This window comes from Nostoc sp. CCY0012 (assembly GCF_963920855.1).
In the GTDB taxonomy this organism is placed as follows: domain Bacteria; phylum Cyanobacteriota; class Cyanobacteriia; order Cyanobacteriales; family Nostocaceae; genus Cyanocohniella.
In genome coordinates, this window is sequence record NZ_CAWUDM010000007.1 from 35,436 (window position 1) to 50,080 (window position 14,645).

The following is a 14,645-nucleotide window of genomic DNA, read 5'->3' on the forward strand; positions in this document are numbered from 1 at the left end:
TCAGCTTTTTAGGGGATTTCAATCCTACTTTTTTAGTCCGGGTGCATTATCAACCATTTTATTGCCAAATGTATAGCCTGCAAGGATTAGAGACATTAGAAGGATAAGATTGCCAATTTTAATTAGAAGCATAAGCACGTAAAAACGGCAATCTTATGGTTCCACCGACAATAGCAATAGTTTCCAGCTATCTTGCCCCTCATGACAGCTTCGCTAGATCCACCCCTAAATACAGTGTGCGCTCTGGTTCCTGCTCAGACAGTGCCAGTCGGTAGTTGATAAATTGTCCTAATGCTGTGTGAAATTCATAGATTGCCGAAGTTCTAACAAAACTTTTAATCTCTACTGCAATTTTTTCCTCCCCTCTTTGGGCTGCCAACAGTTTTTCCGCACCCAAATCAATATACATATCACCCAATTCAAAACTAACTGGCAATGGGTCATGGGTAATTTTCCATCCATTGGCAATTAATCCTTGCTTGACTGCATCGTGAAAAACATCTCTTGCTGGCATATTCTCATATCTTCATTCGCAGCGTCCTGAAGCTCTATTTACGATCAGCTTTCTCAGTTCTGTAGAAATTGAATTAGAAGGCATTTTCTTTGATTACTTTTTCATAGCACGCGCCTTGAGCAAAATCATCAGATGTTCTAATTGCTCGTAAACATCTAATTCTGCCGTTTCTATAGGAGTAAGTGTACCAAAACGGTTTTTTTCTAATAATACTTCTAGCCTTCTTTGAGCATTGACTGAGACTTTAAAGGCAATAATTTCTTCTGATGTTGGACGCTTAATCAAAAAATCTAGCACTTCTTGATAAACTTCGGGAATTTCTCCAGTCGCCGTATTAACTTGAGACTGCTGTGTTGTTTGTGTGGGATCACTATCCAACAATCGCCAGAGCAATTCAGGCAAGCGACTTTGCAACGGTTCTAAACGCCCGGCTAGTTCATCCGGTATTTGAATGGTTAATTGTGCCACGCTTGAAACCATTAACTAAGCTGTTTGCTCATATTATGCTTAAAGTTACATTGTAACACAAGACTACAACACAAAATAAAGTATCCTTATCTTTTATCCGATATAAACTCCGATAATTCACTACTTAGTGTGACTGTAAGCATAAGTTTGCCGGAACGGTGTCGGTTCGCAGACAAAGTGAAAATTGTCGCAGACTATGTGAAAATATTCGCGCACTAATTGAAAATTATGTTTCTGAAACCCTAAGTTTTTCGTGATAAACTGCGATCGCTAGTTACAGAATTATTGCTCCAAAGCCTTGTACTGTAAAGAGTTACACTTTTTTCTCCTCATTTGGCGGAAAATTTCAAATAGTCTGCGAATTTGGTAGGAAATTTTCAAATAGTCTGCGACAAATTTTCACTTTGTCTGCGACAAAACAAGCCAGAACCCTGATTACTCCGTTAAGATTTTTTCAATTAGTCTGCGAACCGACATCAACAATAAATAATAAAGTCCAACAATTTCTGTTAGGTGCTTTATCCAGCTCCAGGCATCCGTCCATAAATCGCTCGCTTGTCTGTACGCCGTGCGATCGCTACATTATTACTAGAGCGATCGCGCCCACATTCGGGTAGGATTACTTTCCTAATTGTTCAACTTTTTTATTTGAGTTTGGTATCTCTGTATTGAAAAAGTGGTAGAGTGATCACTTTTCCATCCCCAAATTGTTCAACTTATTTTTACGTGGACTTGCACCCAACCACGAAAAATCAATGCTTTGAGAGACTAGAATTGTTGAACTTTTTTATATGCTTACAAAATAGTCTGCCATTTTAAAGTATAAAATGTCGGTTTGCAGACTAATTGAAATTCGTGCGGACTAAGTGAAATTCTATTGCAGACTAATTGAAAATCTGCTGGTGTAACCCTGATTCTTTCGTAGCCACAGAGCGATCGCTAATTATAAAATTTTGCTCCAAAGGTTTGTGGGGTAACGAATTGACACATCTTATACTTATTTTGCGGAAAATTTCATTTAGTCTGCGAATTTAGGGGGAATTTTTCACTTAGTCCGCAAAAAATTTCATTTAGTCTGCAACAAAAATTACTCAAACCCTTATTCTTGCGTTGAAAAAATTTCACTTAGTCTGCAAACCCACAAAAACAATACATTATCTAAGTGTTATTCCCTGTGCGATTGCCTCCGGCACTGCGCTCCGCGCAATCGCCCGCTCTATAAAATTACCAATACATTCTTGATAAGAAGGTAGTCAAGTAGCTTTTGTGCGTAACGTTTATATTCTTGGATATAAAATACTACCACTATTGCCAAAAATACTGTGAATTTCTGTGATTAGATGCAAAATTTCACTTTATGTGCAAAGTCGCTAAGAGGCTCAAACGCTTACCCCACAATCGATTTCACTTTATGCGCGAATCTCGGTGCCTGGAACCCCTATAACTTCGTTGTTCACATTTCATCTTATCTGCGAACCCACAACTGTATCTTAACTTTCATAATTAGTTACGATTCCTTGACCTATTTCCTTCACCCTTTCCACTAACTCCTGTGGTGCTACTACCTTAACATTGCCACCAAACCCCACAATCCATCTCCACAAATCAAAATCATCTAATGTCCACTTGGGAAATTTTGCTTGAAACCGATGGGGAAAATTGCGATCGCCAGTTCTAGCCAAGCAAAATAGAGACTTGGGTAAATTACTCCTTGTCTTCTGAATTGGTGGGGACATTTTCATGTGTGTGAACCGTTTTGTCCCCTCGGTAATAAAGGGATAAATCCGATCATTAAACCAGAGTTCCACTGTCACACAGACTTGCATTCGTTCTTGTTGATCTGCACTAAGAAATTGTTGTTGGTCAGTACTGCTATTTCCTAAATACATACCCGCACCAGATTTAAATAATTTTTGTAACTTTTGCAACACTTTTTCTTGTGCTTCTCGGCTGCGTTGTTGGGTTTGAGGTTTACCTAAAAACAATCTATCCAGACGTTCAAATCGCAGTAAACTAGATGTTTCACCGCTCACACATTCATAACCCAAGTACCAAGCAAAATTGGAAAACACCATTTGCAATGGATAGGCTAAGAAAAAGTCTTTTTCATCCCCTTCGTATCTACCCGCACCTGCAAACCGTTGTAACTCCAACAGCCTTCCTTCGACAATTGCTGTTTCCAACTGGGTGAGATTATTACTTAAGGCGCTGCTATGGAGATGCTTGGGGTCTACTATGGAGCTATTAGCGATCGCTCTGACGGGATAAATATTTTCAGTATGTTCTATGGTACGGGTTTGTAACAAACGTTGCTTAAATGTTTCGTAGATTGCTAGAGCTTGGGGGTCATTTAAACTGTTGGCTTGGGATTGAATAATATCAAAGACTTTGATTAATTCTGGTTTAGAAAGGATGCCTGTACCAGCAAAATAACCGTGACGCATAGGAAACTCAGGTAATATTTTATAGGGTTTTAAAACTTTTTCAATATCTTTACGAATTCTATCTTTTTCTTGACGATAGTTGTCAATTACCCCGGCTTGTGCAAGAGATCGAAGTAAAGTGTTCAAACTACCTACACCCATGTCAGCTAAAAAAGGGTAGTGGAAAATAAAGCGGATTGTCCCGATTAAACGTCCAAAAACTTTTTTGTCTGAGTAGGAGTGTGTTGCACTTAAAGATATCAACTCATCAGGCTCAAATGTTGATAAATCTTGACCGCTGACTTTTAAATTACTATTGATAATTCCCTCAGCTTCTAGCCATTTTAAATCAGCAGCTATAGCATCTTCCCTAGCATAGATTTCACCCCGCATCTTGGCCATAACGGCAGTAATTTCTTGCAGGGAGTTAGCAAAATCTGGAATATGACCAAGTATATTTTCTAGGAGTTGAGGCTTAGTTAAGTGCAACTCACCAATTCCAGGATAGTTAATAATTAAGAATATCAAATACATCAACCGCTCAAAATCTAGTAGATGACTGTAACGATGGAGTGTGATTTTTGCATGGCGATTTTGAAAGCTGACAATTTGACGTGGAACACTTGCAATTGATTTAGCAATTTGGTGTTGGGAAAATTCGGGTGAAGTGACATCAATATTATTGACTGCGGCGAATCCTTCATCAGTAATCGGTGGTGATTCTTGCAGCAGTTTATACATACTTTCAATAATATCTGGGGGAACTTGGCGTTGGCGCTGTTGGTTCCAGCTAATGCAAATTTCTAAGGGAGTTTTTAAATACCAGCCAACCCAGTGGAGTTGGGGTAACTCCCATTGTGCAAGTTGGGTTTTGACTTTGAGTAAAAAGTCCATGCGAAAGGAACGCTTATAATTGGTAGCATCGTAAATAACACTTTTACCTAAACTAAATGCAGTACAAATACGGTTGATAACAGTGGCTTCAATTGTGTGCCATTCGCCTTGAATTGTCACGTCACCATACAGTTCTTGGCGGATTTCGTCAGTAGAGATAATTTCGCAATTTTCCAGGCTGGATAGGAGTTTTGCAAAGGTAGATTTACCGCTTCCTGGTGTTCCGATGAGAAAATGAGCGTAGGTTTTGGAGTCGGTTTTAGCTGCCTGTTGAGTCTTGAGTTGGGACGTTGGCATATAAAGTATAATTTTATAGTTGCTTTGATGAATTTGTAATATCACAGAGCAATATCATTTTCTAGTGTGGTAAAACTTGCTAGAGATATTTTGGAAACCTAGAAAAATCGTTTTTGATTTTCTTTCGCGCAAACGCAATTAAGCCTTTCGTTTCACCTCTCAAGTTAGTTTTGCCGCTCTAGGTTTAATCTTAGTCGTGTACAAATGATAATTTTACATTGCTTGTGCGAATGACCAATCAGATGTTATCTCAAAGCAAGTCTGGTATCAAAGTCTTTCTGTGTCTAGTTTTGAGGTTATTTTAGGAGTTTTTGTAACATGACTATCTACACACCTCCCCAAATCGCCCAAACCCCTATTCTTTCGTTGAGGTGTGTCGATTGCTTGCTGTTTAAGGGTTTGAGCTATGTGTTTGATTAATTTTGCGACTGGATTTACAATGTTTTTTAGAGGTGTGTCGATTTGCGGTCTGAAACCCTTACTGGGTAAGGGCTGCTAGACGAACTCCCCACCGATTGGGTTAATTCGGAATAATTGGAAACTCCAGCTCTTCAATGGGTTTTTCACCATGCTTGACCCCACCGATTGGGTTAATTCGGAATAATTGGAAACTTCCGCAATCGCCAATCGTTCTTCCCGCTTAACCCCACCGATTGGGTTAATTCGGAATAATTGGAAACAGTAGGGTGTTACCTCTACATTTGAATTTGAGAAGACCTCACCCCACCGATTGGGTTAATTCGGAATAATTGGAAACTTCTATCAATCACTTGAATAATTTGGAACTTGTTAGCCCCACCGATTGGGTTAATTCGGAATAATTGGAAACACGTTGCCGAAGAGCTTGACGAACTTTGATTGTTACCCCACCGATTGGGTTAATTCGGAATAATTGGAAACCCTTCAAGAGTTAAATAACCCCAAGCGACTAGCCCCCATACCCCACCGATTGGGTTAATTCGGAATAATTGGAAACTCGTCAGAAACTGAAATGGACATAATTCAACCTTATTGCCCCCACCGATTGGGTTAATTCGGAATAATTGGAAACAGCTAGTTTTGAAGGCAAGCTGATAACTCTCGATACCCCACCGATTGGGTTAATTCGGAATAATTGGAAACGCATTTTACGCAGCGATCAACTTGCATATAAATATCCCCACCGATTGGGTTAATTCGGAATAATTGGAAACATAAAATCATCTTGGGAGCGAGAAATCCCAATTAGCCCCACCGATTGGGTTAATTCGGAATAATTGGAAACGAAGTAATAAAAGACATAGTCTGAATCCCAAAAAATACACCCCACCGATTGGGTTAATTCGGAATAATTGGAAACAAAAAAGATTGTTCTGGAATGTAAACACTTATCATCCAACCCCACCGATTGGGTTAATTCGGAATAATTGGAAACAGATTTGATTTAGTAGAAAACAAAGGTAGAAGTGTTACCCCACCGATTGGGTTAATTCGGAATAATTGGAAACATAGGTGCCTATTTCATCCCCGTCCAATGACCCCGAAGTTACCGCTCATCAAAGTATTTTTCGTCATTCGCATGAGTTCGTATTTTCAATTTAGGTCATCTCTGCAAAACTAAATATAACAAGCGATCGCCTGAATACTAAAAAGTAAAGGAACTTATTTTTACTTTTTCTTTTTCTTTTTTACGTATTGTTACAGAGATAAAGAAAATCAGTATTTTTGGATAGCGATCGAGTTGTCCATGATACGTTTTTTACACCAGAATGTAAGTTTAGATTATTATCCATTTGAGAAAGAGTATGGCTGATGAAGCAATCTATACAGCAATTACCTTTGCACCAGTGCAGGGATTTATCGAAAAATCGCGGAAGTTGAGGGATTTATATGGTGCGTCGTTAATTTTGTCCTACCTCAGTCAACAAATAGTGCTAGCAGCAGATAGACATCCAGATACTCAGGTAATTTCCCCTGGAAATATTCACTTGCAAAAAGGAATGCCGAACCGCATCCTTATAAAAGGTAATTTTCCTGAAGATATTGCACGGCAGGAATTATTAACAGCTTGGAAGGATATACTTGCAGTCTGTCGTAACTGGATTGAGACAGAATTATCCGATTATGAATATGAATGGGAACGTGAGTGGGGACATTGGGGAAACCATGCTTGGGAAATCTTTTGGGGAACGGGAGTAGGAAAAACGGAAGGTGAAGGAATAATTGCAGCAATGGAAGATTTGGAAACTCGCAAACTTTCTCGTGCTTGGACTGCGATTAACTGGATTGGGGAAAGTTCGAGTTTAACAGGTACAGATGGAATTGCATTTCCAGGATTAGGAGGAGAACTGCCTAAGCTTCCGAATTTAGACCATTTCAACTATAGAAGAGAAGATAGCAATATAAGGCCTTTTTATGAAGAATTGGAAAGAATTACAAATGAAGTTATTGATTCTACTGAAAAACTTAGCATTCCAGAGTTAACTAAACGCCTGGTAACACGGTACGAAGTGAGGAAGAAAATTAACCAACGAAGAAATCAGAATAAACCATTTGAAGAACTAGAAAAGAATTTTAGCGAAATTCAACGCAAACCAACGATAAAAGAAAAAATTACGGAATCGCTAACCAAACAATCAGAATATGAACCAGGACAATGGACGGGTTGGTTTATGGGTGATGGAGATAAGGTTGGTAATAAACTCAAAGAAATAGCGAAAAATTATGGTGAACAAGGAATAAGAGATTTTACTCTGGCTTTAAGAAATTGGGGGAAGAATTTCTATAATAACTTTGCAGGACAAGATGATATTGGACGAGTAGTTTATGCTGGTGGAGATGATTTTTTAGGTGTAATTTATAGTAAAAATGTCAAAGAACCGATTCCTGGATTGACTGCGTTGTCATGGTTGATGATATTAAATGATAAATGGCAAGAGAACGGACAAGGTATTAGTGTAAGTGTTGGTTTTGTTTGGGTTGCAGGAAGTGTTCCTCAGCGAGATGTATTACAACATTGTCGTCAAGCACAGGAAACAGCCAAAAGTTTAAAGCGCGATCGCGTGACCATTAGAATCGTGTTTAATAGTGGACAGTATGTGGAGTGGACTTGTCCGTGGAAGTATTTGCATATTTTGAAAAATTACCGCGATCGCAATGGTAACACCTATCCAGAATGGGAGTGCAAAGGTCGGGATAGTAAATATGAACCGAATTGGACGCATATATATAGCGATTTAGCCCAACTCAAAGCCCGTCACGCTTTTGGACTAGGAGAAAACCGTCGTCAGAGAACAGATAAACAAAACAGAAACGAGAGCGATCGCCAAGCTTTTTTAGATTTTTTTGAGATTTATTTTCCTGATTGGCAAGATATATTAATAGATTCAAGTGTAGAAAAATCCCATTCACAAAATAAAAAATCTCAATCCAAAAAAGATACATCAAATCCCAAAAAACAACAGTTAAATCCCAAACATGAAAAATTTATTATCGGAGCAGATAAAGATATAAACCCAGCAGAAAGTGCATCACAAATGATTGATTGGATAGAAAACTTAATTACAATTGGTTGGCACTTATGTTCAAATACTTCATCTTCATTAGACCATTAGGTTTCTTATATGGTAGTTCAGGAGCATTTCTGTCTCCAGAAAATTTAGTTGGTCGTTCTGGAGAAAAATTTCCACCAAGTGCTGCTGCACTTTCGGGTTTATTTTTTAGTGCAAAATTAGCAGGAAAGAATCTCACAGAATCACAAAAAACACAAATTCATCAAGAATTATGTGAAAACTTACATACCGCAGGGCCGTTTTGGGCAGAAGAACAAAACAAACAAGATTTTTATGTACCGATTCCTTGGCACAGAATTATTGGTAAAAATAATCAAAAAGATGAATGGAAACTTGAAAATGGTAATTGGCAACGTGACAAGAAATATGCAGCAAATGAAGAACAACTAGAACCAGCATTTCAATGGCAAAGAATTAGTTCTTGGAAAGACAAGCAACCAAAATGTCAAAATCAACCGTGGAGATATATATCTTTTCTTCATCCTCATATGAAAGACGAAGAACGTCACCCCAAAAAACAAGATGGATTATTTTTAGAAAATGCTGTACAAATGCCAGAAGATATTTGTTTAGTTTACTTATCAACACATGAATTACATGAATCAAATAAATTACATGAATTAAATAATAGATGGTATCGCTTTGGAGGAGAAAACCATATTGTAGAAATTGAATGTCAAAAAATTGACGAGACAAGTAAAATCTTGAAACTTTTCAAAGAACCAATCAAACAAGCATTTGCTTTAATTACTCCTGCTATTTGGGGTTCAACACGCTTTTCTTATCGATTTCCCCAACACCCAGATTTAGCGTCATATTTTCCAGAAGATAAAACTAAATTATTAACTGATAAAGCCATACCCTATCGGTATAGTTCAGGTGAAAGATTGGGTAGAGGACGTTATGCAGTTCCCGCAGGGAGTGTATATGTATTACCAAAACCACTTAATAAATCGTGGAGTGAGTTTGATGAAAATTGGTTTCCCTGTCAGGGATATAGCTTAAAGAAAATCGGTTGTGGTTTATGTTTACCAGTAGATCTTAAAGGCTTACAAAAATATCAATAAAATCAATTATCAACCAAACAAGAGAGAGAATAATGTATCAAAAAGCTTACGGGATTATTGAAACTTTAGCACCAGTTCATGTTGGTGCAAGCGCAGGGGAAGAAAACGGTAATTTAAACTTGATATTTCGTGACCAATTTACTCAAACAGGCATTATTAATGGTAGTTCAATTCGCGGGCGTTTACGAGCAGATATGCGGCAATATCGCAAATATTTAGAGAAACAAGGAAAAACAATTCCCCCTGAACAAAATGAGGAATTTTGGTATGGTCAAAAAGCTGAACTAGGACAACCAGATAGCACCACAGAAGCTGTGATTAAGTTAGAACACGCTTCCATTGTCTGGCTACCTGTTTTCTGTCCAGGACAACCCATAGTTTGGGTTAGTTGTCCTAGTTTATTGAAAAGATATAACCGGATAGCTGGGTTAAATAAAGTTAACATACATCTTCTCAAGTATAAAGCTTCGCAAAAACTATGGAATAGCGCACTAAAATCCACATCAGAAAGCTCTAAATTCAAGAATAAGAAATTTCTCTTTTTCAATTTTGGCTTTTTAGAACTTCAAGAATTAAATTGTCAAGAAAAAGAAGACTTATTAGCTTTATTCCCTTTAGGTGAAGAATTGCCAGCAGTTATTGTAGATGACAATGATATGCCGATGATTCATGATATGGCTTTATATCGTCAGAGTCGAGTTGCATTAGATGATGATATGAAGAAAGCAAAAGAAGGACATTTTTTCAATATAGAAGCTTTGCCAGAAGGTACAATTTTAGCCTTTCCAATTGCTATTAAACCACATGATAAAAATTGGAATTGGAAACCAATTAAGGGAGAATTAAATGGAGAGATATATTTGGGTGGACTCGAATCTATCGGTTTCGGTAATTGCCATTTAACAATTAAACATCATCCAGAAAATAAATTAGCTCAACAATCAGAGAAACAAGGCCAGGAATAACTATGACATTGCATTATTACGAATTTGATCGTGAAGCTCAAAAACTGATACTTAAATACCGAGATGACGATGTTTTAAATGAATCTCACAAAATGCGTGTCACCGCAGCTTACGGTTTAGAAAGATTTTGGGGAGAGCATTTACGTTTAATGTGTAAAGGAGAAAACACCAAAGATTTCAAAAAAGGTCTATTTTGGAAAGCAGTCTGGGACAAATTAGTAGATACCATGAAAATTGCGGGAATTGAAGTCCCAAATGACAATATAGAACGGAATGGGAGAAATTTTAGTACCCCAGGTATTGATAGAATGACCCAAAAGTTCTGGGATAGTAAAAAATTCCCCATCGAACACCAGAGAGTCACTTTAGCTGTTTTAACTCAATTATGTGACAGTTTGGTTTGGTGGACACAACGATATAAAAAGTCAAATGATTAAGTAAATTTAAAACCAGCAATGAACGAATTTCAATAATCAAAATTCCTGTAACGATGGCAGATAACTTATGAATTCTCAAGATGTACCAATGATGTTTCGCGCTCAAATTGGGGGGCGTTGCCAAATTCAGCGTGTAGATACACAGAGAACGAGAAACGATGAGTATCAAGATGCAGAGATATGGGTTGATGAGTGGATGGCTGTTTTTGATTACTACTCAAACAAGGATTCAAAAAATACTTTAAAACTCCCAGGATTTGGTTCCCAGGTGAAATTATGGGAATACAAAATTAAATGGAGATTAGTTTCTAATAGCGGACAGGATGAAGGTGTTATTCGTCCGATTATTGGTGCTAGAGGTTTTCCCTATTTCTCTGGTGCAAGTATGAAAGGTGCTTTCATCCGCGCTTGTAAGCAAAAGTATGGGAAAGAACAGGGGAAGAAAGAAGCTGAGAAATATTGTGGAAAAAAGCTATCTAATGGTAGTAGCGAACCGGGAATTTTACGTTTTCATGGTGCTTATCCAATCAATATGGATTGGACAGAAAATCCTGAAAGTCTGGTAGATGTTATCCACAGTCAACAAGAAAAGCAAGTAATTCAAGACAAAATTACTAATGCTAACTCCCAGATATCCCTATATCAAAGTACATTAAAATTCGGATTTTCCAGTAATAAAAATTTAGATGATTCAGAGTGGCGTAAAATCAAAGAGATCTGGGAAATAACCTTAGCAAACGGACTTGGTTCTAGAGTTAGTGCTGGTTACGGATATTTTATTTTCCTAGATAATACCTTAGACAATACCGAAAAAAATCGTTTTATTAATAGGTCGGATTTGTTATTGTCGATTAAACTAAAAGGACAAGGCGCAGCCTCAAAATTAGTTAATAAAATAACCGAATTTCGTCCAAATATGTTCAAAGCTGCATTACGTGGTCATACCTTACGCTTATTGGCGGGAATGACTGACGAAAGAACAGCTAAAGACATTACTAATCAATTATGGGGTGGTTTTGGTAAGAGAGATTCAATTGTTGGAAAGTTAGGAGTAGATTTTAATTTTGACTCCTCACAGATCATTTCTACTGAAACCCATCCTGGACACTACGAACTCTCAGAGGGAACTTTAAATATTTTTTGTATGCATCCTCAGATAAATGATGCAGATAGGAAAATTTTAGAAAATACAGCCAAGGCTTTAGTTAAATTTGCTATGTTATTTGGTGGATTTGGAAAATCTTGGCGCAGGGTTTGTCACAAAGAATTCGATCGAACTTATTTTGATGACTATCCAGAAAAAGTAATTGGTTGTCATTGGCAATATTTGAATGTATCAGAATATTATTCTGTTGATAATCTTGAAGTTGATATTCCTAAATATATTCAAAAAATCCGCGATGAATTACGTGTTTGGATAGATACTAAACCACAAAATAAGCGAATAGAACGCGATCGCAACCTACCAAATCAAAACAATGACATAGTATACTGGCGGGAGGCTTGGTATTCACCAAAAGTTGAAGTATGGGCGCATTTCGCCAAAAATGGTAAAAGTCAAGCAATCCGTTGGTTTCATGACTCTTATAATGGTCATGACACAATTAAAGCATCGAGAAACTCCAACATACCCAACACTTTAGCCGGAAGTATGGGATATACCGGACGTATTTGGCATCGCATGTATCCACACTTTATTACTAATAATCAACGCGAGATTGTGAGAGGTGAAGGTTATGTGGAAATCCTGACTATCTTTCCTGACGAATCAGATGAAATGAAAAACGAAACAGAAAAGTTTTTGAATTTTCTCAGAGACAAAACTGAGTTTATAAAAGTTTGCTAGTTAGGGGAATTAAATATGTCGATTTGGATTATCACTACCGGAAACAGCGATGTGCAATTAACACAAAATGCACTTGATGACTGGAATATTTTTCATAATGAAGTAGAAGGTGAGTCTGATCTTAAAAATTTTCAGGATTTTTCCAGTGCCGGCAACTTCATAAAAGACGAAATGACTAGTTTTTACCCAGTTCCTGCAAGGGTGTTAGGTATTGTATATGAAAACCATATAGAAGATAATATTTTATATGAGAACGATGTAAAAAATGCAGAAAACAATGATAAGCATTTAGCCTTTCCGTTGTTAAATACATTTTCAGAACACTTTTTAAAAAATCGTAATAATACACCATCTCTTATTATTGTATTACTGACCGACCAAAGAAATATATTTGTTGAAGAGAATAGTGATTTGAATGAAAAAGCCAGAAATATATTTTCTCCTTTTTGGCAAGATACTTGCACTTTAAAGCCTATAGTTAATCAATATTTTCAACAACATAAACTTTTCTTATCAACTAAATTAGAGTTTTTCACTTTAAGACCATTCCAGCAAGGACTCGATAACTGGAATGAAACTTTAGAAGTAGTGAAAGAAGAATTCAAAAATATTAAAAATAAATTAGCAGAATATTCTGAATATGACCCTAACGAAACTGTATATGTTAGCCATCAAGCGGGAACTCCGGCAATTTCTTCGGCAGTACAGTTTATCAGTCTAAGTAATTTTAAAAATATCAAATTTTTATCTAGCAACATATTTTTCAATGATGATAATCAGCCAGCATCAGAACCTCAATTAGTCAATATTTCTAATTATTGGATGGGAATCCAAATCCAGAAGGCGAAACAATTAACTCTCGATGGTTTACCTGGTACAGCTTTGGCAATGTTAAAAGAAATTGGTTATGTTCACACCAAAGATGTCATACCGCGTTTAGAGAATATGGTGAACGTGTTTAATATTTGTGAGAGTTTAACTCAGGGAAAAGATTTCAATGATGTAGAAGCAGCAACACAGCGTGTTGTTGATGCGCTCACCTTAATAGAAATTTTCTTTAAAGAAAAAAATTATCTTCCGGGTATTGCTTTATTGGCTGCGGCACAGGAAACTTTTATGAGAGCGGCGATTTCTCATGCAATTAAAGATAAAATAATTACTTTGAAACATGAAGAAGTGGAGAAAGATTTTGATATTTCCATTTTAATTAAGTGGCAAGAGTTAGGCTTACTATTTTTAGATAGTGCTGATACAGAGCTTGAAAATTCCTTTGGAAAATTACAAAAGAATGATAAAAAGAGACTTAAAATCGAAATCTTAAAAAAAATATCTTTTCCTTTAAATCATTTTTACGATGATGGAGATACGGAAAAAGAGAAATTTAAAAAAATCAACTTTAAGCTAATCAAAGATAATCCGGCTTTATTTAAATGGCTTCGTGGACTGCAACCAAATTTCCAACATTGGGATTTACTTGAATGGATATGCATTGGGAAAAGGGATAAAAATGAATATGATGATGATATTCGTAATGGGTTAATGCATAATCTTGTGGGATTTAACGAGCAAGAAGTAATTAAATACCTGTTAGGGAATCCAAAAACATCAACTTACACAGATGTTTTGACTACATACCGAAAAGAAGTTAAAGAAAAATTTATTAAGGAAATCAAGAATTTAGGTCTACCTTATAATGACAGGAACTTGTATGATGAACTAGAAGCGATCGCCAACGACATCACTTAAAACACCACCTAAAACTGCGCGAACCAGCAGGTGGATTTATAGAACGCTTGTTGTATAACCTGTAAAGGCTTATCAGGTATGGCTTTGGATGTTTTTAGGAGAAAAAGAGGTTCGCGCAAACTCTGTAATCTATACCAGGAAAGTGTTTGAGGTCATTTTGATGAAAGGAGGACTTGACAAGCGATCGCGCAAACGATACTTTTTAATTTCATCCGCGCAAACGGGTGTTGAAAGCCTTGTATATCAAGTCTTATCGACTCCAGCAGTCTCCACTAACAATGTGGAGGCGCATAATTGGAAACTCCGCATCCTTTGGCATTGATGCTTCTACTGCTAAGGTCTCCACTAACAATGTGGAGGCGCATAATTGGAAACTCCAAACTTTCTTGGTAGTCTTCACGATATTTAGGTCTCCACTAACAATGTGGAGGCGCATA

At 37.0% G+C, this 14,645-nt stretch carries 9 protein-coding genes, 1 pseudogene and 1 CRISPR repeat array; of the genes and pseudogenes, 7 read left to right on the plus strand and 3 right to left on the minus strand.

Annotated features, from left to right (window positions below; all coding sequences use genetic code 11):
• Nucleotides 1-217: 217 nt before the first annotated feature.
• From ACM0OS_RS03110 to ACM0OS_RS03120, 3 genes and pseudogenes are all read right to left on the minus strand, one after another.
• A pseudogene (locus ACM0OS_RS03110) lies at nt 218-514 on the minus strand (XisH family protein); the annotation flags it as partial.
• Nucleotides 515-607: 93 nt separating this feature from the next.
• The gene (locus tag ACM0OS_RS03115) at nt 608-994 is read right to left on the minus strand and encodes a hypothetical protein (RefSeq protein ID WP_414541688.1); all 387 of its coding nucleotides are present in this window, start codon (nt 992-994) and stop codon (nt 608-610) included.
• A gap of 1,478 nt (nt 995-2,472) precedes the next feature.
• Nucleotides 2,473-4,596 carry an AAA family ATPase gene (locus tag ACM0OS_RS03120; protein ID WP_414541689.1) on the minus strand — a complete coding sequence of 708 codons (2,124 nt, stop codon included), beginning with the start codon at nt 4,594-4,596 and terminating at the stop codon, nt 2,473-2,475.
• A gap of 506 nt (nt 4,597-5,102) precedes the next feature.
• A CRISPR array of direct repeats spans nt 5,103-6,083; the repeat unit is 36 nt; unit sequence CCCCACCGATTGGGTTAATTCGGAATAATTGGAAAC.
• A 297-nt stretch (nt 6,084-6,380) separates the two neighbouring features.
• Here ACM0OS_RS03120 and ACM0OS_RS03125 point away from each other — a divergent pair.
• The 7 genes from ACM0OS_RS03125 (at nt 6,381) to ACM0OS_RS03155 (ending at nt 14,530) form a co-directional block, all read left to right on the plus strand.
• The gene (locus ACM0OS_RS03125; protein WP_414541690.1) at nt 6,381-8,189 is read left to right on the plus strand and encodes a Cas10/Cmr2 second palm domain-containing protein; all 1,809 of its coding nucleotides are present in this window, start codon (nt 6,381-6,383) and stop codon (nt 8,187-8,189) included.
• Nucleotides 8,156-9,214 (plus strand): type III-B CRISPR module-associated Cmr3 family protein, encoded by a 1,059-nt coding sequence (locus ACM0OS_RS03130; protein ID WP_414541691.1) that lies wholly within the window; start codon nt 8,156-8,158, stop codon nt 9,212-9,214. The genes ACM0OS_RS03125 and ACM0OS_RS03130 overlap by 34 nt, the downstream gene beginning before the upstream one ends.
• A 32-nt stretch (nt 9,215-9,246) precedes the next feature.
• Nucleotides 9,247-10,179, plus strand: a complete 933-nt coding sequence (locus tag ACM0OS_RS03135) for an RAMP superfamily CRISPR-associated protein (RefSeq protein ID WP_414541692.1) — start codon at nt 9,247-9,249, stop codon at nt 10,177-10,179.
• Between the two features lie 2 nt (nt 10,180-10,181).
• A complete protein-coding gene (locus ACM0OS_RS03140; protein WP_414541693.1) occupies nt 10,182-10,616 on the plus strand; it encodes a hypothetical protein in 435 nt (144 codons plus the stop codon).
• Nucleotides 10,617-10,683: 67 nt separating this feature from the next.
• Nucleotides 10,684-12,462: an RAMP superfamily CRISPR-associated protein gene (locus tag ACM0OS_RS03145; RefSeq protein WP_414541694.1), complete on the plus strand. Its 1,779-nt coding sequence runs from the start codon at nt 10,684-10,686 to the stop codon at nt 12,460-12,462.
• Nucleotides 12,463-12,477: 15 nt separating this feature from the next.
• Nucleotides 12,478-14,208 (plus strand): hypothetical protein, encoded by a 1,731-nt coding sequence (locus ACM0OS_RS03150; RefSeq protein WP_414541695.1) that lies wholly within the window; start codon nt 12,478-12,480, stop codon nt 14,206-14,208.
• 160 nt (nt 14,209-14,368) lie between these two features.
• Nucleotides 14,369-14,530, plus strand: coding sequence for a hypothetical protein (locus ACM0OS_RS03155; RefSeq protein ID WP_414541696.1), 162 nt, complete (start codon nt 14,369-14,371; stop codon nt 14,528-14,530).
• Nucleotides 14,531-14,645: the final 115 nt, after the last annotated feature.